Origin of the sequence: Danxiaibacter flavus (assembly GCF_041060425.1) — a bacterium.
Lineage (GTDB): Bacteria > Bacteroidota > Bacteroidia > Chitinophagales > Chitinophagaceae > Danxiaibacter > Danxiaibacter flavus.
In genome coordinates this window covers 36,637-59,297 of record NZ_JAULBC010000013.1, presented here as the reverse complement: position 1 = coordinate 59,297, position 22,661 = coordinate 36,637, and the positions used below count along the sequence as shown (strand labels likewise).

The following is a 22,661-nucleotide window of genomic DNA, read 5'->3' as shown; positions in this document are numbered from 1 at the left end:
AATGCAGTGGAAAAAATGGATTATTCCTGATAAATAATTCCCCAAACTTTTCCTAATAAAACAATGTTTTATGGACAATGATTAAACAAATTCTGAAGCCAAAGAACATGTTGGACTATTAAAATATTAACCAAACTTTTAAAAAAGAAAGATAATGGGTTATTTGATTTAAATTTATCGATAAACATTAATCAGCTTGATTATGATGCGTATTTTTCTCATAATGGTTTTGATTGCAAGTGTTTACAGAACGGAAGCGCAACAATATATACAACCAAATTTTGAAAGTGATGAATACCTGGAGATGTTGCGGGTTACATTGCAAGCTCACAGTGACTCTATTAATAATTCTTCAAAAATTCCTGCTCCTCTTTTTTACCAAAGGGTATTTCGTTCACAGGTGTCTCCACTTTATAACAGGTGGGATCTCTGGCTTCGTGACGACCAGCATGTTGCTGCTATATGCATAAGAGGAACAGTTAATCAGACAGCGAGTTGGTTAGAAAATTTTTATATGGCTATGGTGCCGGCTACAGGAAGCATTCAGCTAAGTGATACATCTTCGTTTACTTATAAACTTGCGGACAATCCTTCTGCTGCAGTGCATGTTGGCTGGCTACTTGGTTTATCAAGCATGGCAGCTTCAGTAAAAGAAAAGATAAATGAGCTATATGCTACAGGTGTAAAAGAATTTATCATCATGGGGCATAGCCAGGGTGGTGCTTTGTCTTTTCTGTTAACATCCTATCTTCATTATGAAACAGTAAACGGAAATTTGCCAAAGGATATTTATTTCAAAACATATAGCAGTGCCGCACCAAAACCAGGAAACTTGTATTATGCGTATGATTATGATTTTATAACACGTAACGGATGGGGGCTTACTGTTGTTAATTCACTTGACTGGGTTCCGGAGACACCAATATCGGTGCAAACAGTGAAAGATTTTAATGCAACCAATCCTTTTGTTGATTTGAAAGGTGCGCTAAAAAAACGAAAGACGTTGGTGCGGTGGTACATAAATGGTGTATATAACTCTTTGAATAAGTCTACAAAAAAGGCTCAAAGAAAATTGGAGAAAAATCTCGGCAGCAAATTGTTTAAACAGGTTAAAAAATTTATGCCGGGTATTAGAGAACCAACGTATGTAGCAAGCAGCAATTATATGCGTGCCGGTGTGCCGATTGTGTTGATGGCTGATGAAGCATATAAGCAACAATATCCTGAATCTGCAAAGAACATTTTTTCGCATCATGCATTGCATCCGTACTACATGCTAACACAAAAGTGGTATGGAAATCAAACTTCTGGTCGCTAATAAATAAAAATTGAAAGTATGTGGTGGATCTTTGCCTTGTTATCAGCATTGTTTGCGGCGCTAACAGCAGTGTTGGCAAAAAAAGGTGTAGCAAATATTGATAGTGATCTTGCGACAGCTATCCGGACTACCTGTATCTTGTTTATTACCTGGTCCATCGTTTTGTTTAAAGGAAATGTTCATGCCCTGCAAACACTGGGCAAACAAAACTGGATGTTTCTTATACTTTCAGGATGCGCAACGGGATTGTCCTGGCTGTTTTATTTCAAGGCGCTGCAAATCGGTAATGTTTCGCAGGTTGCTCCCGTTGATAAAATGAGCGTAGCAATTGCGATCATATTGTCGGTTATTTTTCTTGGAGAGCCGCTTACATGGAAGATGGCTGTTGGGGCTTCGTTGATTATTGCCGGGACAGTTGTTTTGATTCTGTAGGTGACGTTTTCCGGGCGTTGACTGTGTAATAGAAAATACAATTACACAGAGCTTCACGGAGGAGATACAGGAGTTGAACAGAGTCCTTGCTGCAAAGCGGTAATGCCTATTCGTAAAATCCTTCATACACAGTTGCTCTGATGTCTGAGGCAATGCTTTCAAACTCATTGTAGCTGGTTATTGCTGGGATACTCATTAGCTGCATCTTATAGCAATCTTCACCTTTTCTGTACGGTGGCTGCATGTAACTAAAGGGAACCGGTTGCAAGCCCTTTCTTTCGTAAAATAAAATACGTCTTCTGCTGTCTTCATCATGTTCGGGTTCCACTTCAAGTATTATTCGCTGATTGAAGCGATCAAACAACTCGTCAATAACTTTGCCTCCATATAGCTTGCCACGTTGTGATGAAGAAATAGCAAAGTGCTCAACATAGCAGAAGTCTTGTATTTGCCAGGTAATAATAAATCCTACAGGCAATTCATCTTCTAATAATGATAACTGCATCCCGCTGAACGAAATGGTCCTGAGAAAGTTTGCCCACTCCCTTCTTTCATGTACCGGAAACGCAGATTCATATAAGCTCCTGACAAAGGGTAATAACAAATGTTCCGGGTCAGTAATTCTTATCCATTGCATACGTGCAAAGATGATGCATTATACCAGAATCTGAAACAGGAAAGTCTTTGTTGCGCTACAACACCACAAGCGGAGAAATGAATCCTATACTTATCCTTCCTGTATGTGTATCAGCCGAGCCAAATTCTTTTTTGGAATAATCGGTATACTTATAGGTGCGGCCAATATAGGTTCCGAAGAATTTTAGATTGAAGTTCTTAAAAGGATAAAATTCAACGGAAGGAATAAAGCCCCATGCAGTTCTTAGATGACTGTCTTTATGCGGATCGGGATTGCCATACCAGTATGCGTCACTTACCATCCCTATGCCGGAGACTGTCCACTTGGGTGCAAATTGATAAGTGAAGCGAAGCCAGTGTTCAATGTATGCCACATCCATTGCGGCATAAGGATCGTAGGAGTCTGGCACGATACCCGTAACTATCGTTTTCCTGTCAAGTCCTTCTTTGCTCCACTTAAAATCATATTGGATGGTCCACTTTTTTAGAAGCAATTGGTTACCCAGTGCTATATAATGCATTTCTTTATCTACCGCTTCAGTAAAAACGCTGGCACTCCATAAAGTTTGAAACATTCCGTTTGCAAAGTTGCCCCGCCAGTTTGCTACCCATGCCGCAGGGAATTTCGATTGTTTTACTCCGGGGATTGAATCGTACAATTCATCAAAAGTTTTTGTCCTGGAGTTAAGGATCTGAAAGGTAAGTGAATGATTTTTGGTTAGCTGCCATCCAAGTTGAACGCCGGACAAAAAGTTGTCCGCATATTCAACAATATCGTTGTATGCATATATATCAATCGGGTTTGCGTCAAATTCATAGCCACCCCAGTCTGCACACATCTTACCAAATTGCATGCTCACTTTTGGGGAGAGGTTCACTCCTATATAAGCAAGATCCGTACTGGCGCTAATGTTATCTACTGATTGCGGTTGTGTTGATTTAGTATATCTGTCGCGAAAACGGAAATATACTTTATCCTTATACACTTTTCCTTTTATCTCCAGGCGAAACTGGTTCATGGAAAATGCGCTACCTACATACTTGCCATCCTGAAAATCGTTGTTGAATCCGTATTGCATATTGGCAATGACATCAATATTTTTTAGCAGCTCAACTTTTTCAGTGGGAATGATAGGGGTCGTATGATTGATAGAAGTATCTATTTGCTTCTCTATTTGTGAAGAAGCTACAATCACCTGCAAGATAGATGCTATCAAAAGGGGTATGCGAAGCTTCATAGTTTAGTGTTTAGTTTATAAAAGAATATGACTAAGAAGAAATCCTATTATAATAGCAGTTCCAATCACAACGAATCCGGGTAGCATAAAGCTGTGGTTGATGACATATTTTCCAATTTTGGTTGTGCCTGTTCTATCAAAATTTATTGCTGCCAGTAAAGTGGGGTAACCAGGTAGAACAAAGTCGGCATTTACAGCCGGAAACATAGCCAACAGATTTGGGTTAGCGATCCCAAGTGCAACACCAAGCGGCATCATGGTGCGGGTGGTTGCAGCCTGGCTGAACATGAGGACGCCCATTATAAAAACAGCGAATGTAAACGTCCACGGATGCGCTTGAGCAATCCCGCCGAGCGCTTCTTTGATAACATGCTCGTTGTTGGCCATGAATGTAGAGCTCATCCAGACAACCCCAAAAACTGAGATTACCGCAGTGGCCATAGATGTAAAAAGACTTGCTTTGGTTACAGCCTCTGCACTTGTTTTTGTAACAAGCATAATAAGGGCTGTTGCGGACAATGTGATTATTTCAATAACACTGCCCATGGTGAGCGTGCCATCAGCTTTAACGCTAAAATTCAGATCTCCTTTGCCCGTGTTGGGAACTAGGGATGGAAATGCCCCGCACAGCACAACAAGCAGTATGGCAATTCCAAAGATCAGCACGGCGGTTTTTGCGCCGGGTTTAATAGCTTTTTTGTTTTCAGCCGAATCTGCATCTATTGATTGTGCAAATTCAGGATCTTTCATCTTCTCAATAAAATCCGGATCATCATTCAGTTCTTTGCCTTTCTTTCTCACCGCAAGCGCACCGGCAAGTACACCCAGCAAGCAGGATGGAATTCCAACTTTCATAATATCCACAACCGCGCTTGGGTAAGCAAGTATTGCCGCCATGGCCGCTGTTGCGGCACTCATCGGGCTGCCGGTAAGTGCAATATGTGATGCTATTACTGATACCGACAGAGGGCGTTCAGGTCTGATCCTTTTTTTTGCCGCTACCTCTGAAATGATCGGGAGTAATGAATAAACGATATGTGATGTGCCTGCAAAAAGACACAAAAAATAGGTTGTTACCGGTGCGAGGAAAGTAATTTGAGAAGGGTTGCTTCTTATAATTTTTTCTGCAATGCTTACAAGATAGTCAAGTCCGCCTGCAGCCTGCAATGCGGCACCCGTTGTTACAATAGCGATGATGATAAGCATTACGTCAAGCGGGGGCTCGGTCGGGTGCATATGAAATACGGATACGAAAATGAGCATTCCAACCATTCCCATAACGCCCAGGCCGATGCCTTTCATGTTGGCGCCAATAAGAATCATTATTAGTACTATCAAAAACTGGATCCAGATCATAAGCGTTGATGTTGTTTTGATGTTGGGTGTAATCTTTTTTGGTTAGTTATTGATCTGTAGAAGTGAGGATTGCTTTATTCGATATATCTCAATACTTAGGATCAATAAGCCTGGTACAGGCGTAGAACCAATGTACAACTCTTTCCGGAGTAACGCTACGGTAAAGCGGGTTGTTAGAATTTAAAGAAATAGCTCTGCAATGTTTTTTTATCTTTTGTTTGTGTCAATCCCAACATTAGTAACACTCTCGATTTTTGCGGGTTAAGATCATCAGAAACTATAGTGCCCAGTTTGTCATCGTCAATCTCATCATATAAAGTAACGCGACCAGCAGGAACGTGGGAAGAACGGCAAACAACTACTCCTTTCTTTACAGCTTTGTCTACCGCATCGTAAAATGCTTTATTGAAATTTCCGTTACCTACGCCCGCGATCACTATACCTTCATAGCCTGCATTCACAAAAGCGTCTATGGTTAACGGTACCGCATCTGCGTACATAAACACGATGCCCACCTTTGGTAGTGATTGTATTTTTTGAAGGTCAAATGGAGTTGATTTATTGCCGGCACGTATTGAGTTAAGGTAGTAGAATACTTTGCCATCATATACCTGGCCAAGGGGACCAAGATTGGGTGCTGCAAAGGCATTCACTTTTGTGGTGTTTACTTTCTCAACATCCCTTCCGTCAAAAATTCCTTCATTAAAAACTACCAGTACGCCTCTGCCGTTGGTTGCGGGGTTGGCTGCAACAGTGATAGCATCATACAGATTTTTAGGTCCGTCTGCACTGATGGCTGTAGCCGGGCGCATAGATCCGGTAAGGACTACAGGTTTGTCATACCGCACCGTAAGGTTTAAGAAATAGGCTGTTTCTTCCTGCGTGTCTGTGCCATGCGTAATTACTATGCCGTCAGCTTCATTTTTTGCAAAGATCTCATTGATGCGTTTATCCAGTTTTTGCCATATTTCAATAGTCATATTCTGGCTGCCCACATTGGATATTTGTTCACCGGTTACATCTGCAATTTTTTCCACGCCCGGTATCGCTGCCAATAATTCTTTTATGGGCAGCTTTCCTGCCTCGTAACCTGCGCGGTCGGGGGCTGCACCCTGGCCGGCGATCGTTCCGCCGGTGGCTAAAATAATAATATGGGGCTTTTTACCCGTGCCTTGCGCGGTAACCGCAATTGAAAGCACAAGGCAAGTGATGAGAACGAAGATATTTTTCATAAGTAAGTATTTATTTTTTACATCATTGGTAGCGCATTTTTATTGCGGGGCTATCCGCCAACACTTCTACTGATTAATAAACTTCGGATGAATGAGATTATCTACAGAGTAGATTTCATCCCACTTAGCCTGTGTAATCAGTTTTCTTTCTTCTACAGCAATCTGGTGTACTGACTTCCCGGACTTTAAGGCCTCTTTGGCAATGCTTGCAGATTCTTCATATCCCAGGATCGGGTTTAACTGTGTAACAATGCCTATGCTATGCATCACCATTTCTTTTGTATGTTCCGGATTTGCGGTTATTCCTGTTACACATTTTTCTCTTAACATATGGCTGGCCCTGGTGATATATTCAAGGGAAGTAAATAGCGCAAAGCCTATTACCGGTTCCATTACGTTCAATTGAAGCTGTCCTGCCTCGGCAGCAAGCGTAACAGTAAGATCCGCACCAATAACATAAAAGCAGGTCTGGTTAACCGCTTCCGGTATAACGGGGTTCACCTTGCCGGGCATAATGGAAGAACCCGGTTGCATTGGGGGCAGGTTAATTTCATTTAGTCCGCACCTGGGGCCGCTGCTCAGTAAGCGCAGATCGTTGCATATTTTACTCAGTTTAACGGCACATCTTTTTAAAGTTCCGCTAAGCTGTACATACGCGCCCGTATCATAAGTGGCTTCAATAAGGTCCGGTGATAATTTTACCGGGATTCCTGAAATTTCGGCTAAGTGCTTTGTGCATATCTCGGCATAGCCCTTGGGGGCATTCACTCCTGTTCCAATCGCAGTAGCGCCCATATTAATCTCGGTTATCAATTGTTGCACTTCTCTCATGCGCAGTACATCTTCTCCTATGGTTGTGGCAAACGCATTGAATTCCTGGCCAAGTGTCATCGGCACCGCATCCTGCAACTGGGTGCGGCCCATCTTCAATACATCTTTAAATTCCTGTCCTTTATCAAAAAAGGCCTTTTGAAGTTTTTCCAGCGCATCGGTAAATTCATCTATTTTAAGATAGATGGCGAGACGGAAAGCCGTGGGATAGGCATCGTTGGTGCTTTGCGAGCAGTTTACATGGTTATTCGGGTGCAGGTGGTTGTAATCGCCTTTTTTGTAGCCCATGTGCTCCAGGCCAATATTGGCAATTACTTCATTTGCATTCATATTGCAGGACGTTCCTGCACCTCCTTGTATAAGATCGCTTACAAATTGATCTGTATACTCGCCGTCAATCAGTTTGTCACTGGCATATACAATGGCTTCAGTTACTTTTGCGTCCAACACGCCACATTCTTTATTGGCCATTGCTGCAGCCTTCTTCACATAGCCAAAAGCCTTAATAAATAAAGGCTCTTTACTAATAGGTATACCTGTAATATCAAAGTTCTCTTTTGCACGAAGCGTTTGTACGCCATAGTAACAATCGTTAGGAATTTCTTTTTCTCCAAGAAAGTCATGTTCTTTCCTTGTACTGCTCATAAAAACGTGTTTGATAATATAATAAAGTGGGTTTTCTATTTTCTGCCGGCTCTGCGTTCAGAATTGTTTAGTCAATGGCATTCGATCTTTTCACAAAAACTAATAACAAACCGATTGCACGATTTGTTGTGGGTTTGATGCAGTTATAGCGGCCTTTGTGTATTTAACGGTATAATAAGGCTCCGAAGAAGTTTGCTTTTTTTTGAAATTTTAATAAAAAAAAGGGTTACCATTCTTTCTTTTGGTAATTAACCAGTACAGCAGGTGTCAGCAAAGAAGATTTTTGCAGGAAATCGGACGACGTTTTACACCGGCAAAATCAATAAATTATATGAGCATTTTATTTCATCAATATAACCGTCAGTCGAAGAAGTGTATCGTCGCATACGCGAAGATGGCGTTGGGCAGGGGCATAGATTGCTGAAATCAGGTTAATCAATAAACTAATTAAGCAAAAGAGCCCCGCCGGAAAGCGGGGTTTTTTTATACACATAAGCTGAAAACAAAAAGTGAACAGGACGAAGAGAACAATGAATAGCCGGTTGCGTATAGCGCAATATTTTAATGCTGCTGTTTCGGTCAAGCCGGAATTGCTGATTCTTTCAGCCAATACAGGTTTTGCGGCATCGGCGAAGCAGAATAAACGTATTTACAAGCGATCGGACCCGGGATTTTTTTGACTATGAACTTTATAAACGAACTATAGAGTGAAAAGCCCGGTCTGAAGTTGATATCAGCCGGGTTTTTTCTTTTTAAAGACTTTTTTTAACCAGGGAAATATTTTTTATGATCCAGAATGTTATGAGCAGAATTAAGGACGAAATGTTCATCACATTTAATGATGTGATGAAATGGTTTAACGCAGGCGATGCTATGATGCAATACAGGCCTGCAAATGGTGGATGGACAATTGCGGAGGTGCTGGAACACATCACCCTCACCAATTTTTATTTGTTGCTGCTGATAAGAAAGGCGGCGTTGAAAAGCTTGCAGCATTCAATGGAGAACGATTACCGGGATATGTTGCAATCTTATGAATTTGATTGGGAGAAAATGCAGGTGGTCAGCAATCGTGACGCCGCAGATTGGACCACTCCTGAGCAGATGATACCAAGCGGAACCGTGGCAGCCGGTGATATTAAAGCAACATTGCGCCGTCAACTGGTGGAATGTCTTGGGCTGCTGGATGATCTGAAAAAGGGTGAAGGGGTGCTTCAAACAACCATGATGAATGTATATGGCCTGGGTAAGATTGATGTTTATCAACATATCTATTTTCTTGTTCAGCATACCAAAAGACACATTGGGCAAATGCGTGCAATTCGCAATGAATTTGAAGAAAATAATCTCGCTACCCAGCGTTTTACACATGATAGAAATCCATTGAGCATAGTAGCTTAATGGTATTAACAGCCTGTAGAGTTTCCCATACACATCTACAGGCTGTTATATTTTCTGAATGCCTTGCCAAAACTCTCAAAAACAGGCAATTTCATCAGTGCAAACCAATACCTTTGCTTACCTTACAAACAGATGAAGTTGTTTTATAATGAGTTATCACGACAAATATGAAGCGGTTATCGGGCTGGAAGTGCACGCACAGTTAATGACACAGAGTAAATTGTTCTCTGGTGACAGTACTGCATTTGGAGCTGAGCCCAATACCCATGTCAGCCCCATTACATTAGGACATCCGGGCACATTGCCTAAAACAAATAAAGAAGCGGTAGAACTTGCTATAAGGATTGGGTTGGCATGCAACTGCCACATAGAACGCTATAACTATTTTGCGCGAAAAAATTATTTCTACCCGGATCTGCCCAAAGGTTACCAGGTATCGCAACATACTACGCCGATATGTAAAGGCGGCCACGTTACCATCCGCACAGCTTCGGGCGTGCGCAACGTTCAGTTGAACAGGATACATATGGAAGAAGATGCGGGTAAGAGCATTCATGATATTGATGATAACAATACCTGTGTGGACTATAACCGCGCAGGTGTGGCTCTGGTTGAAATAGTAACGGAGCCGGATTTGAGCAGCGCGGATGAAGCTTATCATTATGTTACCGAGCTGCGTAAACTGGTTCGCTGGCTAGGCGTTTGTGATGGTAATATGGAAGAAGGAAGCCTTCGTTGCGATGCCAACGTTTCTGTTAGATTAAAGGGAGAAACAAAGCTTGGAACCAAGGTTGAGGTAAAAAATCTGAACTCCATCCGCAACGTGAAAAAAGCAATTGAGTTTGAAATAGACCGCATGATCAATGTAATTGAACAGGGCGGCACTATTACTCAGCAAACAAGAAGCTTTGATGCTTCAAATGATACAACTTTCGCAATAAGGGATAAAGAAGAGGCAAATGATTACCGTTATTTTCCTGAGCCGGATCTGCCTCCGTTCCGTTTGACTGAAACATTCATCAATGATATTAAGGATGCAATGCCTGCATTGCCCGAAGAGCTTTATACGCTTTATCACCAACAATATGGGTTAAGCGAATATGACGCAGCCCAGCTTTGCCTGGAAAAAGAAACGACTGATTATTTTAATGAAGTGGTGAAGTTCACTACCAATTATAAGGCTGCATCTAATTGGATCAACGGACCGGTAAGGCAATATGTAAATGAACATAAAATAGCGATGGATTCCTTCGCGGTTAAACCGCAGCAATTAGCAGAAGTTATGCAGCTGATTGACGAAGGAAAGATCAACTTTTCTGTGGCATCGTCAAAATTATTGCCTGCGCTTTTAGCGGATGGTTCGAAGGCGCCAATACAACTTGCCACTGAATTGAATCTTATACAGGTAAGTGACAGCAACGAAATAGAAAACTGGGTTGCTGAAGTAATTGCCAAAATGCCTGAAAAGGTTGCAGAATACAAAAAAGGTAAAAAAGGGCTAATTGGCCTGTTTGTTGGGGAGGTTAAAAAAGCCAGCAAGGGTAAAGCTGATCCTAAAGTTGTTACAACGTTGCTAGAACAGAAATTATCTGGCTAGCATAATTCAAAATCTCAAATTTCAAATCTCAAATAGACTCACGGATGAAAAAAATTGTTATTGTGCTGATGGCCGCTGTCGCTCTTGCGGCTTGTGGTAAAAAGAAACATGGAGCCTTTGTTGTAAGCGGAAAGATCACCAATCTTGATGCTAAGAAAATATTTCTTGAACAATTACCCCTGGAAGCAAACGCTCCTGTTGTAGTTGATTCAGCAACACTTAAGCCAGGCGGTGCATATGAAATGCGCGCCATTGCAAAAGATGAAGGACTTTACAGGCTCACTTTTGATAAAGGGCCTCAGATCATCTTCATCAATGATGATGATCATATCCGTATTTCGTTCGATGCCAATTTGCATAGAAAGCCTGATGTGGAAGGATCCGATGCAACAAAGAGTCTGTATGAATTCTTTGATACATACACCAAGAAGGATTCAGTTCTGTATACCACTTTTATGGCGCTTGACAGTGTGAAAAGAACGCCTGGTGTTGACAGTAATGCGGTAAAAGACCTGGAAGCTAAAAAAGATAAAGCGCTTACAGGACTGAATGATGAAGTGAAATCATTTTTGAATAATTCTAAGAGCCCGGCGGCCGTTTATTACGGCCTTGTACTGGCTTCAAAAACAATTGCGCCGGATGATCTTAAGCCTCTGGTAATTGCTCTGTCTAACAAGTTTAAAGACAATGCAGGTTTAGCGAAGATTAAACAAATGCTGACCGCTCCTCCGCAAGGGCCAGCAAACAGCCAGGAAAAGCCTTATGCTTTGTTGAATCAGCAGGCGCCTGATCTTACAATGCAGGATGTAAATGGTAAGCCCCTTGCAATAAGCAACTTTAAAGGTAAATATGTATTGGTTGATTTCTGGGCAAGCTGGTGCGGTCCATGCAGGCAGGAAAATCCAAATGTTGTAGCTGCTTACAACAAGTACAAGGATAAAAACTTTACCATTCTTGGTGTTTCTCTTGATAAGGATAAAGCTGCATGGTTAAAAGCGATTAAAGATGACGGCCTTGCTTGGAACCATATGAGCGACCTGAAACAATGGGAGAGCGTGGCAGTTAATACTTACCAGTTTGATGGTATTCCTTTCAATGTATTACTGGATCCTTCAGGAAAGATCATTGCAAGCAGCCTTCGTGGCGATGAGCTTGAAAGAAAGCTGGCGGAAGTATTGTTGCCTCAGGATAATTCTACGCAGAGCCTGAAGTAAATGTGCGAATGAGTGAATGTGCAGATGTGCGGATGAGGGGAGGAGTGAATGGTGAATAGTCAATGGTGAAAGGAGCCGGCTTGCTCACTTAATTTAAATAGCAAAGAGGGCTGGAAGATCAATTCCAGCCCTCTTTTTTTAGCAGTAATAGGAAGGAGGTTTGCTCCGGCCTTTTGTATGCCTATAATCAATTACAAGCTCGCCGCTTTCACCATTAACTATTGACTATTCACTATCTTCTTCACTCATTTGCCCATTTGCACATTCGCACAATTGCACATTCGCACATTCCCCTTCATTTTCAATTTTCAATTCTCCATTATCAATTAATTAAAGCAACTGTACGCCGGCTGCCTTACACGCACCTCGCATTTCTTCACTCCAAATGCTGCTTTGTACTTCGCCGACGTGGGCTTTTCTGAGGAAGAACATACAAATTCTTGATTGGCCGATTCCTCCGCCAATTGTTTGCGGAAGTTCACCGCCAAGTAAGCGCTGATGCCAGGTGAATCTTTTTCTGTCAGTAGTATTGGTTATCGTAAGCTGCCTTTCAAGGGCATCTTCATTAACGCGGATGCCCATTGAAGAAACTTCCAATGCACATTTTAATACAGGATAATAAAGAATAATATCGCCGTTTAATCCGGGAAGATTGTTGTCTGCAACAGTGGTCCAGTCATCATAATCCGGGGCACGGGAATCGTGTGCTTCATCGTTTGATAGTTTGTTGCCAATGCCTATGATGAAGACAGCGCCGTATTCTTCTGCAATTTTATTCTCACGCATTTTAGGCGTATCATTAGGGTAACGTTGAAGTAACTCTTCCGCATGTATAAAAGTGATATTTTCAGGAAGGATTGCGTCACCAAGTACAGGAAATCTTTCCAATACTTCCTTCTCCATATTACGTAGCACTTTATAAATGCGTTCAACAATATTCTTCAGTTTTGCAATGTTCCTTTCTTCAGGCCTGATAATTTTTTCCCAATCCCATTGATCTACATAAATGGAATGCGTGTTGTCCATTTCTTCATCGCCACGTATCGCATTCATGTCCGTATATAATCCGGTGTTTGGAGCAAAACCATAGTCTTTCAAAGCGGCTCTTTTCCATTTAGCCAGCGAGTGCACAACAAGCGCTTTGGTATCATTCAGGTCTTTAACAGGAAATGAAGCAGGACGCTCAACACCATTTAAATCATCATTGTAGCCGCTGCTTTCCAATACAAATAAAGGTGCTGAAACACGTGTCAGATACAGTTCTTTGGCGAGCTCGTGTTCAAAATGATCTTTTACGAATTTAATAGCGATTTCGGTCTCTATCAGGTTCAATGCTGAATGATAATTGTCCGGTAAATAAAGTCCTTTTGTGAACATAGTGGCTAAATAAGGTCATTAAAAATGGGTGTAAACCTACAAAAAAAGTATAGTAATCAAAGAGCCCTTAAAACTCAACAATGTAATCGGATGCATGAATATCTGCGTGCTCAAACGATTTTGTTATTAATAATTTCTTAATTTGAGCTAACCTTTCCTTTGTAAAACGTACCATTATATTGCATGCTTATATGAAATTGGACCAGGAAATATGCTGCTGGGAGAAAATAAAACAAGGCGATCAGCGCTCGTTTACCGAGCTGTTTGATGGCTATTGGGAGGACCTTTTCCAATATGCTTACCGTACGCTCAAAAACAGGGAAGACGCCCAGGAAGTCGTTCAGGAACTGTTTGTGTATCTATGGAACAAGCGTGAAAACCTTCCTGAGGTTCAGGCTGTTTCTGCCTATCTTTTTGTTGCGCTCAAGAACAGGTTACTGAATCATTTCGCAAAGAAAAAAATGTCGCTAACTGTTATTAACGAGGCAGAACAAATTGCTGCAGCCAACTCAGCCGCCGATATTCTTCATACAAAAGATGCCGAAAAGGTACTGCGCTCAAAAGTTGCACAGCTTCCGGAGAAAATGCAACAGGTATACAGCATGTATCATTTTGAAGAATTAAATATTGATGAGATTGCTAATTACACAGGAAATTCTCCTCAAACCATACGGAACCAATTAAATGTTGCTTCAAAAAAAATGAAGGCCAGTTTGAGCAAGGCCGATGATATTATTATCTGGGCAGGAATTATTTTTACGCTTTTCAAAAAAAACTAGCCCGCGAATAGTTAACCTCTACTGATTTTTTGTCTTTCACATTATAAAGCATGGATAATTTGAATAGTGATGAGTATATACAGTCGCTGCTGAACAAGTATGCGCACAATGAATGTTCAGAAGATGAACTGGCATTACTGCATAATTGGCTGGATGCAAAGGCCGCTGGCGGAGATGATTACAAGTTCATTGATGAGGAGGATAAGAAAAAAGTGCGGGATGAAATTTTTTCGAATACTATACCTGCAACAGATGTTCCGGTAAAAAGGATCAAGTGGTGGCGTTATCTTTCTGTTGCCGCCAGCCTTTTGTGTGTGGTTGCAGGCATATACTATTTTTCTTCCGTCAATAAAAAGATGATTGCTCTTAACACAAGTGCAGGGCACGTTAGTAAAGAAATTTTGCCTGACGGAAGTACTATCTGGCTGAACGAAAATACACAGGTGATCTATGCTTCAAATTTTGAAAATAACCGCAGCCTGGAGATAAAAGAGGGAGAGGTGTTTTTTGAAGTTAAAAAAGATGCGGCCCATCCATTTACAGTCATTACAAACGATGTACATACCGTGGTAAAAGGCACATCTTTCTCTGTGAAAAAAATGATTGCAGGCGATGTTAAAGTGTCTGTAGTGACCGGTAAAGTGCTGGTCAGCAAACAGGCCGATACGTTGGGCTTTATTCTTCCTGGTCAACGGCTGCGTTACGCTTCGGCAAATAACAAAGTAAGAATTGATTCTTCTTTATCGCTTGAAGCAAACGGGTGGATCAACGGAGAAATTCTTTTACAAAATGTATCTGTAAATGAAGTGGCAGACTGGCTGCAAAATCATTTCTCTGTAAATGTTGAGAACAGGAAGGAGGGCTATGCAGGCGAATATCATCTTCAGGTTGACAAAAATATCACCATAGAAAAGGTGATTGATATATTGAATTTACTAGGTGCAAAAAATAACGTTCGATTTATTCTCCAAAATAATACAGTAATTATTCAGTAACCCAAATACATAACAGCATGAAAAAATCTTTCATCACTGTGAAAGCAACGCGTTTGCTTTCCGGGCTGGGTATTGTCTTTTGTGTAACGGCAGTCACCCCCTCAGCCGTTCTTGCACAGAAGAAGGATCCGCTCCAGACCAATATAAGTATCGAGGCGGAAAAGCAGCCACTGGAAAAGCTACTTACGCAAATAGTTGCATCTACACAGGTTAAGCTGGCTTATGATGTAAATGAGATAAAAAAATATACCGTGACGCTTAGAGAAAAGAAAAGCATTACGGTAGAGGACTTGTTGAAGAGAGTATTGCAACAAACAAACCTTACCTACGAAACCCAATCCAACACAATTGTTATTTACGAGAAGACGCACGCCGGGTCTCCGGAAGCTGGTCTGCATTCCGGATTTACAGTTAGCAATGCTTCTTACCAGGTACAAAAGCAAATCATAGAAGGCACCGTAATGGATGAAAACGGTCCGTTGCAAAATGCAAGCGTTTTTATTAAGGGTTCTGGCAATGGTACTGTTACCAGCGAAAAGGGACTCTTTTCGATTGAAAGCGATGAGCCCGAAACCCTGGTAACCGTTATGCTGGTTGGGTACCAGACAAAAAACGTAATGGTAAAAGCCGGCGCGCCAAACGTAATAGTGATGCTCAGGTCTGTGGCGCAATTGGACAGTGTTGTGGTTGTGGGATATGGTACACAACAGCGCACAAAAGTAACCGGTGCGGTAAGTAAAGTGTTGCTGGATAAAGTAAGCTCACGTTCTGTAAACAATCCTGTTGAAATATTGCAGGGTAAAGTTGCCGGCGTATATGTACAAAATAATGGTGGAGATCCAACTGTTGGACCAAGCGTAAATGTTCGTGGTCTTGGTGGCATTAATGGTGAACAAGCTTTGTGGGTAGTAGATGGCGTTGCATTCTATTCCGGCGCACCGCTTGTAAACCCGAATGATATTGAATCTATGTCCGTGTTGAAAGATGCTGCTGCTGCAATTTACGGTGCAAGAGCTTCCGGCGGCGTTATACTTGTTACTACTAAAAAAGGAAAAAGTGGTGCCAGTACTGTTAATGCAGACGCCAAGTATGGAACCCAGGAAGCGTGGAGAAAATTACATTCATTAAACGCAAATGACTATGCCGAGACAATGAACCTGGCTGCTGATAATGCCGGCAGACAAAGGGATCCGGCGTTTGATGCTTCTGTTTATCCTGAAGGTCACATTACACAAACGGACTGGATGGATGATGTTTTCCGTAAGGGTACTATTCAGGAATACAATGTTAGTCTGAGTGGTGGCAACGAAAAATCAACGCACTATCTTTCTTTCGGATACCGCGATAACCAGGGCATTCTGCTGAACACACGCAGCCAGCGCGCCATTCTTCGCCTGAACACCGATTACCAGGTAAAAAAATGGTTGAAGATAGGAGAGAACCTTTCTTATACAGTAACCGGCGGACGCGGAGCAAACACTACGAGCACTGCCAGCGGCGCTATTCTTATGGCGATTGCATATCCTTCTAACGTAGCTCCTTATACATCAACAGGTGCCTACAGTGGTGTTCCGGAACAGTATGCAGGTTCTTATGGTGATGTGTTAAACCCGGTAGCGTTGCTGATGCGCAATGATTACACCAACCCGGTCAATACTTTATATTTCAATCCTTATGCAGAAATAAATATTGCAAAAGGACTTACATTCCGTTCAAATTTCTCTTACACATATGGCAATAATTTCTCCAAGAATTTTCAGCCACGAATATTAGAGAGTGGTAAGAAATTTTATAACAACTACCTGGATTATTCTTCCGGAAATTGGAAAGACCTGTTGGCAGAACAAATCCTGACTTACACGCATCGCTTTGGCAGGTCGCATAATCTTTCGGCTAACTTCATCTATGCTTACCAGGAAAATGTGAACAATTCATTTGCAGTTCAGGGACAAAATCTTCCCGATGAAAGAGAAGATCTGCTTTACCTGGGCAACGCCACAGAATTCCCTAATAAACCGTCAAGCGGGAGATGGCAGGAATCATTGCTTTCTTATGCAGGAAGAATTGCATACGACTTCAGAAACAAATATATGGTAACTGCAAGCATTCGTCGCGACGGAACTTCAAAGATCCCGAGCCAGAACCGCTGGCAGTGGTATCCTGCCGTAACTGCCGGATGGAGGATTAAAGAAGAAGATTTTCTGCAAAGAAGCCTTTGGCTAAGCGATCTGAAATTGCGCGGCAGTTATGGTATACTGGGTAACCTTGGTTCATTGCCTTCCAATGCATTTAATGTGCCGCTTGCTGCAACAACAGCTTACATTGGCCAAACGCCTGTAGGAGCCTATGGATACGCGGAAGACGCTATTTCAAATCCTGACTTAAAATGGGCGCAATCCCGTCAGACTAATATTGGCCTGGATGCGGCATTCTTCAATAGTCATTTTACAGTTGCGGCAGATTATTTTATTAAGAAAACAGAAGACATGTTGTTGCCTGTGTCATTGCCTGGAACAGCAGGTGTATCCCAGGTAATGTGGAAGAATGTTGGTAGTGCAGAAGATCGTGGCGTAGAACTGAGCCTTGGATACCAGAATGTAACAAGGGGTGGATTGCAATACTCCGTTAATGCGAATCTTTCCAGCATAAAAAACAAAGTGCTTTCGCTGGATGAGTTTTCAAGCTTTGCCTCCGGTGGCGACGTGAGAGGTGTATTAACGCCGGGCCGCGTTGCAGAAGGTCAGCCGCTGTATGCATATTATGTTGTCCCTGCAGCAGGTTTATTTAAAACTCAACAGGAAATAGACAGCTACGTTGGAAAAGATGGTAGTAAAATTCAACCCAACGCAGTTCCGGGAAACATGAAGTTTAAAGATGTGAATGGTGACGGGAAAATTGATAATAACGACCGCCAGTTTATGGGAAGCGCATATCCGTCATTTTCTTACGGCTTTAGCTTTAACCTTAGCTATAAAGGATTTGATCTGAATATGTTCCTGCAGGGCGTACAGGGCAATAAAATCTTTAATGCGTTGAAGTTCCTTGGTCAGAGCGCAAGTGTGCAACAAGGATTTAACCTGCTGAATTCTGTAAAGAATGCATGGACACCACAGAATCCAAACGCCGATATCCCGCGTGTTTCATTGTCTGACCCGAATGGTGATTTCGGAACTACTTCAAGCTGGTACATCGAGAATGGCTCTTACATGCGTATCAAGAACCTTACATTGGGTTATACGCTTCCTGCCCAACTCACAAAGAAAGCAGGCCTGAATACGGTTCGTCTTTATGTAACAGCCAACAACCTGGTAACATTTACAAATTACTCCGGTTTTGATCCGGAAGTAGGACTTGATCAATATGGAATTGATAAGGGCAGGTACCCACAGGCCCGTTCCATTTTTATCGGTTTAAATATAAATCTCTGATCAGCTAAAACACTAAGACAATGTTGAAGAAAAAACACTCAATCATATATACCGCACTCGTTGCAATAGCAGCGTTTACATCCTGCGCCAAAAAACTGGATATCGTTCCGCAGGGATCGCCAACATCTGCAACCTTCTGGCAAACGCAGGACGATGCGGTTAAAGCCACCAACGCCATGTATGATCAGTTCGACGGCGAAGAATTTTATGGACGTGGCTTTATGTGGTTTATGAACGCCAGTGATGATATGGTTACTGGTCGCGTTAAAGCACAGGCAGATAACATGAAGAATTTTAACTCATCTTATATTGGAGGTTCTTACACAGAACCTCAATGGAAAATGCGGTACATCGTTATCAAGCGTGCAAATGACATTATCCGGAATGTTCCTGGAATCTCCATGGATGAATCACTCAAAAAAAGAATCATTGGCGAAGCATATTTTCTAAGCGGTCTTATGTATTTTCAAATGGCTGCTAATTATGGTGATGAAAGGGCCGGCGTGCCTATTATCGACAGGCAGAATCCATCCAACTATATGATTCCGCGTGCAAAGAATGTGGATGAGAATTATGCTTATATTGAGTCTGATTTAAAAATGGCTGCAAGCTTGTTGCCTTATTTTGATCAATTGAGTACAGATGATTATGGCAGGGCGCATAAGACCGCAGCGTGGGCTTATCTTTCTAAAATGTACCTGTACAGGAAAGATTATGTGAATGCAGAGAAGTATGCCGATTCAATTATCCAGAGTGGTAAACATGCGTTGCTGCCCGATTTTAAAAGTGTATTCTATATTGCCAATAACTGGTCTAAAGAATACATCTGGTCAGCAGTAAGCAATACGTTGTGGGGAAGTATTCTGCCCGGTTGTATGCTTGAAAACAAAGGATGGGGTAAATACAATGGCTGGGGATATTATATGCCAACACAGGAATTGTACAATGCATATGAAGCTGGTGATAAAAGAAGAGAAGCAACCATTCTTAAGCCCGGTGATAAGTTTGTTTATTTTGGTGATTCAATGACTTATTCATCCAGCAACAGTACATCCGGTTACCAGTTTAATAAGTACATGGAGCCATTTAGTTATCCTGGCGGTATTCATTTGAATCCGAACGGCGATCATCCAACCACGGATCTTAATGTGCCACTGATCCGTTATGCTGAGATCATTTTGATAAAAGCTGAAGCAGAATTGATGCAGAATAAGAATGCCGATAATGAATTAAATATGATTCGCAAAAGAGCATGGGGCAGTGCGGATGAAAATCATTATCCAAAACTTTTAGGCGCTACAATGAATGATCTTAAGAGCGAACGAAGGAGAGAGCTGGCTGGTGAATGGTCAGATCGTCATCGTGACCTTGTTCGCTGGGGAGATGCCCAGGCTGCTTACGCAAAACCGCTGCATGGAGCTGATGGAAAAGTGATATGGGAAGCAAGAAATTTCAATCCTAAAGTGCACCATGTATGGGCGGTTCCGCAAAGTGAAATTGATAATAGCGGAGGCCTTATAACACAAAACGCCGGTTGGTAGGATATTGCCATTGAGAAGTCAATGTCGTTTAATTAGAAGTATTCAATAGTAAAGGCTCAAATAATCATCATCAGATCAATATTCGGGAGACCTCTCCTGTCGTCGAGGTGACGATGCGGGCGCAGACTCTCACGGTATTTGATACTTATTATTGGTGCTGCTGTGATTAGTTCTTATGATAAGCCTGGATCGTCATGTCGACGACAGGAGACATCTCCCAAAGTTGATGATGTGTGTTTAACTAAACGACCTTGAGTGATAAACTATAAACTGACTGTACCAGGTTCTGGAATTATCTTCCCGTTCCTGGTACTTTTTTGTAGATAAAAATTACAGTAATGATAAGAATTTGTATTTTTTTGTTGTTGATGTTTTCGGGCTTCTTAAGTGTTGCACAGCCCGTTGCTTACACTGTTTCCAATGCGCATTCTCACAACGATTATGAACAAAAAGAACCGTTTTGGCTGGCTTACAATGCGGGCTTTGGTTCCATAGAAGCTGACATCTTTTTAAAAGAAGGCGAACTGCTTGTATCTCACGACGTGAAAGGATTGCAACAGCACCGCACACTGGAGGAATATTATATAAAGCCGGTATTATCTTGTGTGCAGAAAAATAATGGATACCCTTATGCAGACACAACGCTAAAACTACAATTGCTTATCGATTTAAAAACGGAAGGTGTATCTACATTAAAGAAGTTGGTTGAGCTGATTGAAAAATATCCTGCGCTACAAACCGGTACAGTTCGCTGGGTAATTACGGGCAACAGGCCAGCAGATTTTACAGTGTATCCTTCCTATATATGGTTTGATGGAGATATTTACGAAAACTATAGCGAGCAAAACATGCAGCGTGTTGCGCTGGTGAGCGGTAATCTTAAAAATCTTACACCCTGGAATGGAAAAGGAGTAATTCCTGAACCCGGTGCAACTGCTGTAAAAAAAATGGTAGAAAAGATACATGGCATGCACAAGCCCATCCGCTTCTGGAACGCGCCGGATGTTGTCAATGCCTGGTACAAACTGATGGAGCTAAAAGTTGATTTTATTAACACGGATCATATTGCTGAATTGTCTTCTTTTTTGAAAAAGTTACCAGCAAACAGTTTCCTTAATAAAGACTTCTATAAAACATATGAGCCGACGTATAAATCGGACGGGACGAGTGCAAAACCAAAAAACATCATTTTATTGATCGCTGACGGCACAGGCTTGCCGCAGCTTTATGCTGGCTACACTGCTAACGGCGGCAACTTTAATATCTTCAAAATGTTGAACATCGGCTTTTCAAAAACAAGTTCAGATGATGATTATATAACTGATTCAGCGGCTGGTGCAACTGCTTACGCTTCTGGTAAAAAAACAAAGAACCGTTTTATTGGTGTAGATAAAACAGGTAGGGCCTTACCACTCCTTCCTGACTATGCACAAAAGAAAAAGATGTCCTCGGGGTTAATTACTTCGGGCGAAATAACCGGTGCAACACCTGCAAGTTTTTATGCGCATAGAATGGATCGTGATAGCACTTATGGCATACTGCAGGATCTCCTTTCATCTCCTGTTGATGTATTAATGGGATCTGGCGTAAAAGAATTTGATGCAGCGTTGTCTTCGCGTCTTAAAGAAAATGGATTTGCAATTCTATCATCTGTGAAGGATGCTCAAAATGCTTCTTCCCAGAAATTGCTTGTAGTTGATAGCATCGCAAGTCGCTCCATGATAAATGGCCGCGGTAGCTGGTTACAGGATGCGTTTGCCAGCACCGTCAATTTTTTATCAAGGAACAAAAACGGATTCTTTATGATGGCTGAAGGTGCGCAAGTTGATAATGGTGGTCACAGTAACAAGGTGCCTTATCTGGCTACAGAAGCGATGGACTTTGACCAAATGGTTGGAAAGGCATTGGAATTTGCGGATAAGAACGGCGAGACTTTAGTAGTTGTTACCGCCGATCATGAAACAGGTGGCCTAACACTCTTAAACGGCGACATTCAGAAAGGTGCAGTAGGCGGACAGTTTTCCACCAATGATCATACTGCCATTCCTGTGCCGGTGTTTGCATACGGGCCACAGTCGCAACAATTCAGAGGTGTTTATGAAAACACAGAAGTGTTTAGGAAGATATTAAAGGCAATGGGAGAGTAACGCTTAGCGAACGGCAAAACATATAGTTTTTTTTGAACCATAGAAGTAAGGTGTCGGGCGCCAACGTTTCTTTGTAAACAACTGATAAAGCTTAAAGCCCAAAGCCTAAAGCCTAAAGCTGACCGAAGCGAAGTTTTTTAAACCATATAAGTAAGGTGTCGGGCGCCAACGTTTCTTTGTAAACAACTGATAAAGCTTAAAGCCCAAAGCCTAAAGCGAACCGAAGCGAAGTTTTTTAAACCATTTAAGAAAAATAAGAGCAAATAAGAGCTTTTGCCCAGGATAATAGTAACACTTAAACGACAATATATTTACTTAACCAGTTCGGACCTTCACCATTGACCATTCACTATTCACTAGTTGTATAGAAGGCATATAAGAGCAAATAAGAGCTTTTACTCAAGATAATAATAACACTTAAACGACAATATATTTACTTAACCAGCTCGGACCTTCACCATTGACCATTCACTATTCACTAGTTGTATAGAAGG

At 41.8% G+C, this 22,661-nt stretch carries 16 protein-coding genes; 10 read left to right on the top strand and 6 right to left on the bottom strand.

Going from position 1 to position 22,661, the window contains the following annotated elements; translation table 11 throughout:
• The first annotated feature begins 202 nt into the window (after nt 1-202).
• Both QTN47_RS26685 and QTN47_RS26680 read left to right on the top strand, forming a co-directional pair.
• Nucleotides 203-1,318 carry a lipase family protein gene (locus QTN47_RS26685; protein WP_369332516.1) on the top strand — a complete coding sequence of 372 codons (1,116 nt, stop codon included), beginning with the start codon at nt 203-205 and terminating at the stop codon, nt 1,316-1,318.
• A gap of 18 nt (nt 1,319-1,336) precedes the next feature.
• The gene (locus QTN47_RS26680; protein ID WP_369332515.1) at nt 1,337-1,750 is read left to right on the top strand and encodes an EamA family transporter; all 414 of its coding nucleotides are present in this window, start codon (nt 1,337-1,339) and stop codon (nt 1,748-1,750) included.
• Between the two features lie 106 nt (nt 1,751-1,856).
• On the opposite strand, the gene QTN47_RS26675 is transcribed toward QTN47_RS26680, so the two are convergent.
• The 5 genes from QTN47_RS26675 to aspA form a co-directional block, all read right to left on the bottom strand.
• Nucleotides 1,857-2,387: a GNAT family N-acetyltransferase gene (locus QTN47_RS26675; protein ID WP_369332514.1), complete on the bottom strand. Its 531-nt coding sequence runs from the start codon at nt 2,385-2,387 to the stop codon at nt 1,857-1,859.
• A gap of 55 nt (nt 2,388-2,442) precedes the next feature.
• On the bottom strand, nt 2,443-3,624 hold the full coding sequence (locus tag QTN47_RS26670; RefSeq protein WP_369332513.1) for a porin: 1,182 nt from the start codon (nt 3,622-3,624) through the stop codon (nt 2,443-2,445).
• A 15-nt stretch (nt 3,625-3,639) separates the two neighbouring features.
• Nucleotides 3,640-4,980 carry an anaerobic C4-dicarboxylate transporter family protein gene (locus QTN47_RS26665; RefSeq protein ID WP_369332512.1) on the bottom strand — a complete coding sequence of 447 codons (1,341 nt, stop codon included), beginning with the start codon at nt 4,978-4,980 and terminating at the stop codon, nt 3,640-3,642.
• A 173-nt stretch (nt 4,981-5,153) separates the two neighbouring features.
• Entirely contained in the window at nt 5,154-6,212 is a 1,059-nt protein-coding gene (locus QTN47_RS26660) for a type II asparaginase (protein WP_369332511.1), read from the bottom strand.
• Nucleotides 6,213-6,278: 66 nt separating this feature from the next.
• Nucleotides 6,279-7,688, bottom strand: coding sequence for an aspartate ammonia-lyase (aspA, locus tag QTN47_RS26655; RefSeq protein ID WP_369332510.1), 1,410 nt, complete (start codon nt 7,686-7,688; stop codon nt 6,279-6,281).
• Between the two features lie 801 nt (nt 7,689-8,489).
• On the opposite strand from aspA, the gene QTN47_RS26650 reads away from it, so the two are divergent.
• The 3 genes from QTN47_RS26650 (at nt 8,490) to QTN47_RS26640 (ending at nt 11,900) form a co-directional block, all read left to right on the top strand.
• Nucleotides 8,490-9,089: a DinB family protein gene (locus QTN47_RS26650; protein ID WP_369332509.1), complete on the top strand. Its 600-nt coding sequence runs from the start codon at nt 8,490-8,492 to the stop codon at nt 9,087-9,089.
• 148 nt (nt 9,090-9,237) lie between these two features.
• Complete coding sequence (gatB, locus tag QTN47_RS26645; protein ID WP_369332508.1) at nt 9,238-10,686, top strand: Asp-tRNA(Asn)/Glu-tRNA(Gln) amidotransferase subunit GatB; 1,449 nt, start codon at nt 9,238-9,240, stop codon at nt 10,684-10,686.
• Nucleotides 10,687-10,730: 44 nt separating this feature from the next.
• Nucleotides 10,731-11,900 carry a TlpA disulfide reductase family protein gene (locus QTN47_RS26640; RefSeq protein WP_369332507.1) on the top strand — a complete coding sequence of 390 codons (1,170 nt, stop codon included), beginning with the start codon at nt 10,731-10,733 and terminating at the stop codon, nt 11,898-11,900.
• Between the two features lie 330 nt (nt 11,901-12,230).
• Here the strand turns inward: QTN47_RS26640 and asnA are convergent, their stop codons facing one another.
• Nucleotides 12,231-13,277, bottom strand: coding sequence for an aspartate--ammonia ligase (gene asnA / locus QTN47_RS26635; RefSeq protein WP_369332506.1), 1,047 nt, complete (start codon nt 13,275-13,277; stop codon nt 12,231-12,233).
• Between the two features lie 191 nt (nt 13,278-13,468).
• Between asnA and QTN47_RS26630 the strand changes: the two genes are divergently transcribed.
• The 5 genes from QTN47_RS26630 to QTN47_RS26610 all read left to right on the top strand — a co-directional run bounded on the left by QTN47_RS26630 (nt 13,469) and on the right by QTN47_RS26610 (nt 22,167).
• Nucleotides 13,469-14,056, top strand: coding sequence for an RNA polymerase sigma factor (locus tag QTN47_RS26630; protein WP_369332505.1), 588 nt, complete (start codon nt 13,469-13,471; stop codon nt 14,054-14,056).
• 50 nt (nt 14,057-14,106) lie between these two features.
• A complete protein-coding gene (locus tag QTN47_RS26625) occupies nt 14,107-15,051 on the top strand; it encodes a FecR family protein (protein ID WP_369332504.1) in 945 nt (314 codons plus the stop codon).
• Nucleotides 15,052-15,068: 17 nt separating this feature from the next.
• Nucleotides 15,069-18,479 (top strand): TonB-dependent receptor, encoded by a 3,411-nt coding sequence (locus QTN47_RS26620; protein WP_369332503.1) that lies wholly within the window; start codon nt 15,069-15,071, stop codon nt 18,477-18,479.
• A 20-nt stretch (nt 18,480-18,499) separates the two neighbouring features.
• Nucleotides 18,500-20,020, top strand: coding sequence for a RagB/SusD family nutrient uptake outer membrane protein (locus QTN47_RS26615; RefSeq protein WP_369332502.1), 1,521 nt, complete (start codon nt 18,500-18,502; stop codon nt 20,018-20,020).
• Nucleotides 20,021-20,358: 338 nt separating this feature from the next.
• On the top strand, nt 20,359-22,167 hold the full coding sequence (locus tag QTN47_RS26610) for an alkaline phosphatase (RefSeq protein ID WP_369332501.1): 1,809 nt from the start codon (nt 20,359-20,361) through the stop codon (nt 22,165-22,167).
• Nucleotides 22,168-22,661 lie beyond the last annotated feature (494 nt).

Coding starts and splice junctions, on each gene's coding strand:
- QTN47_RS26685 (WP_369332516.1), top strand. CDS start 203: ATGATGCGTATTTTTCTCATAATGGTTTTGATTGCAAGTGTTTACAGA.
- QTN47_RS26680 (WP_369332515.1), top strand. CDS start 1,337: ATGTGGTGGATCTTTGCCTTGTTATCAGCATTGTTTGCGGCGCTAACA.
- QTN47_RS26675 (WP_369332514.1), bottom strand. CDS start 2,387: ATGCAATGGATAAGAATTACTGACCCGGAACATTTGTTATTACCCTTT.
- QTN47_RS26670 (WP_369332513.1), bottom strand. CDS start 3,624: ATGAAGCTTCGCATACCCCTTTTGATAGCATCTATCTTGCAGGTGATT.
- QTN47_RS26665 (WP_369332512.1), bottom strand. CDS start 4,980: ATGATCTGGATCCAGTTTTTGATAGTACTAATAATGATTCTTATTGGC.
- QTN47_RS26660 (WP_369332511.1), bottom strand. CDS start 6,212: ATGAAAAATATCTTCGTTCTCATCACTTGCCTTGTGCTTTCAATTGCG.
- aspA (WP_369332510.1), bottom strand. CDS start 7,688: ATGAGCAGTACAAGGAAAGAACATGACTTTCTTGGAGAAAAAGAAATT.
- QTN47_RS26650 (WP_369332509.1), top strand. CDS start 8,490: ATGAGCAGAATTAAGGACGAAATGTTCATCACATTTAATGATGTGATG.
- gatB (WP_369332508.1), top strand. CDS start 9,238: ATGAGTTATCACGACAAATATGAAGCGGTTATCGGGCTGGAAGTGCAC.
- QTN47_RS26640 (WP_369332507.1), top strand. CDS start 10,731: ATGAAAAAAATTGTTATTGTGCTGATGGCCGCTGTCGCTCTTGCGGCT.
- asnA (WP_369332506.1), bottom strand. CDS start 13,277: ATGTTCACAAAAGGACTTTATTTACCGGACAATTATCATTCAGCATTG.
- QTN47_RS26630 (WP_369332505.1), top strand. CDS start 13,469: ATGAAATTGGACCAGGAAATATGCTGCTGGGAGAAAATAAAACAAGGC.
- QTN47_RS26625 (WP_369332504.1), top strand. CDS start 14,107: ATGGATAATTTGAATAGTGATGAGTATATACAGTCGCTGCTGAACAAG.
- QTN47_RS26620 (WP_369332503.1), top strand. CDS start 15,069: ATGAAAAAATCTTTCATCACTGTGAAAGCAACGCGTTTGCTTTCCGGG.
- QTN47_RS26615 (WP_369332502.1), top strand. CDS start 18,500: ATGTTGAAGAAAAAACACTCAATCATATATACCGCACTCGTTGCAATA.
- QTN47_RS26610 (WP_369332501.1), top strand. CDS start 20,359: ATGATAAGAATTTGTATTTTTTTGTTGTTGATGTTTTCGGGCTTCTTA.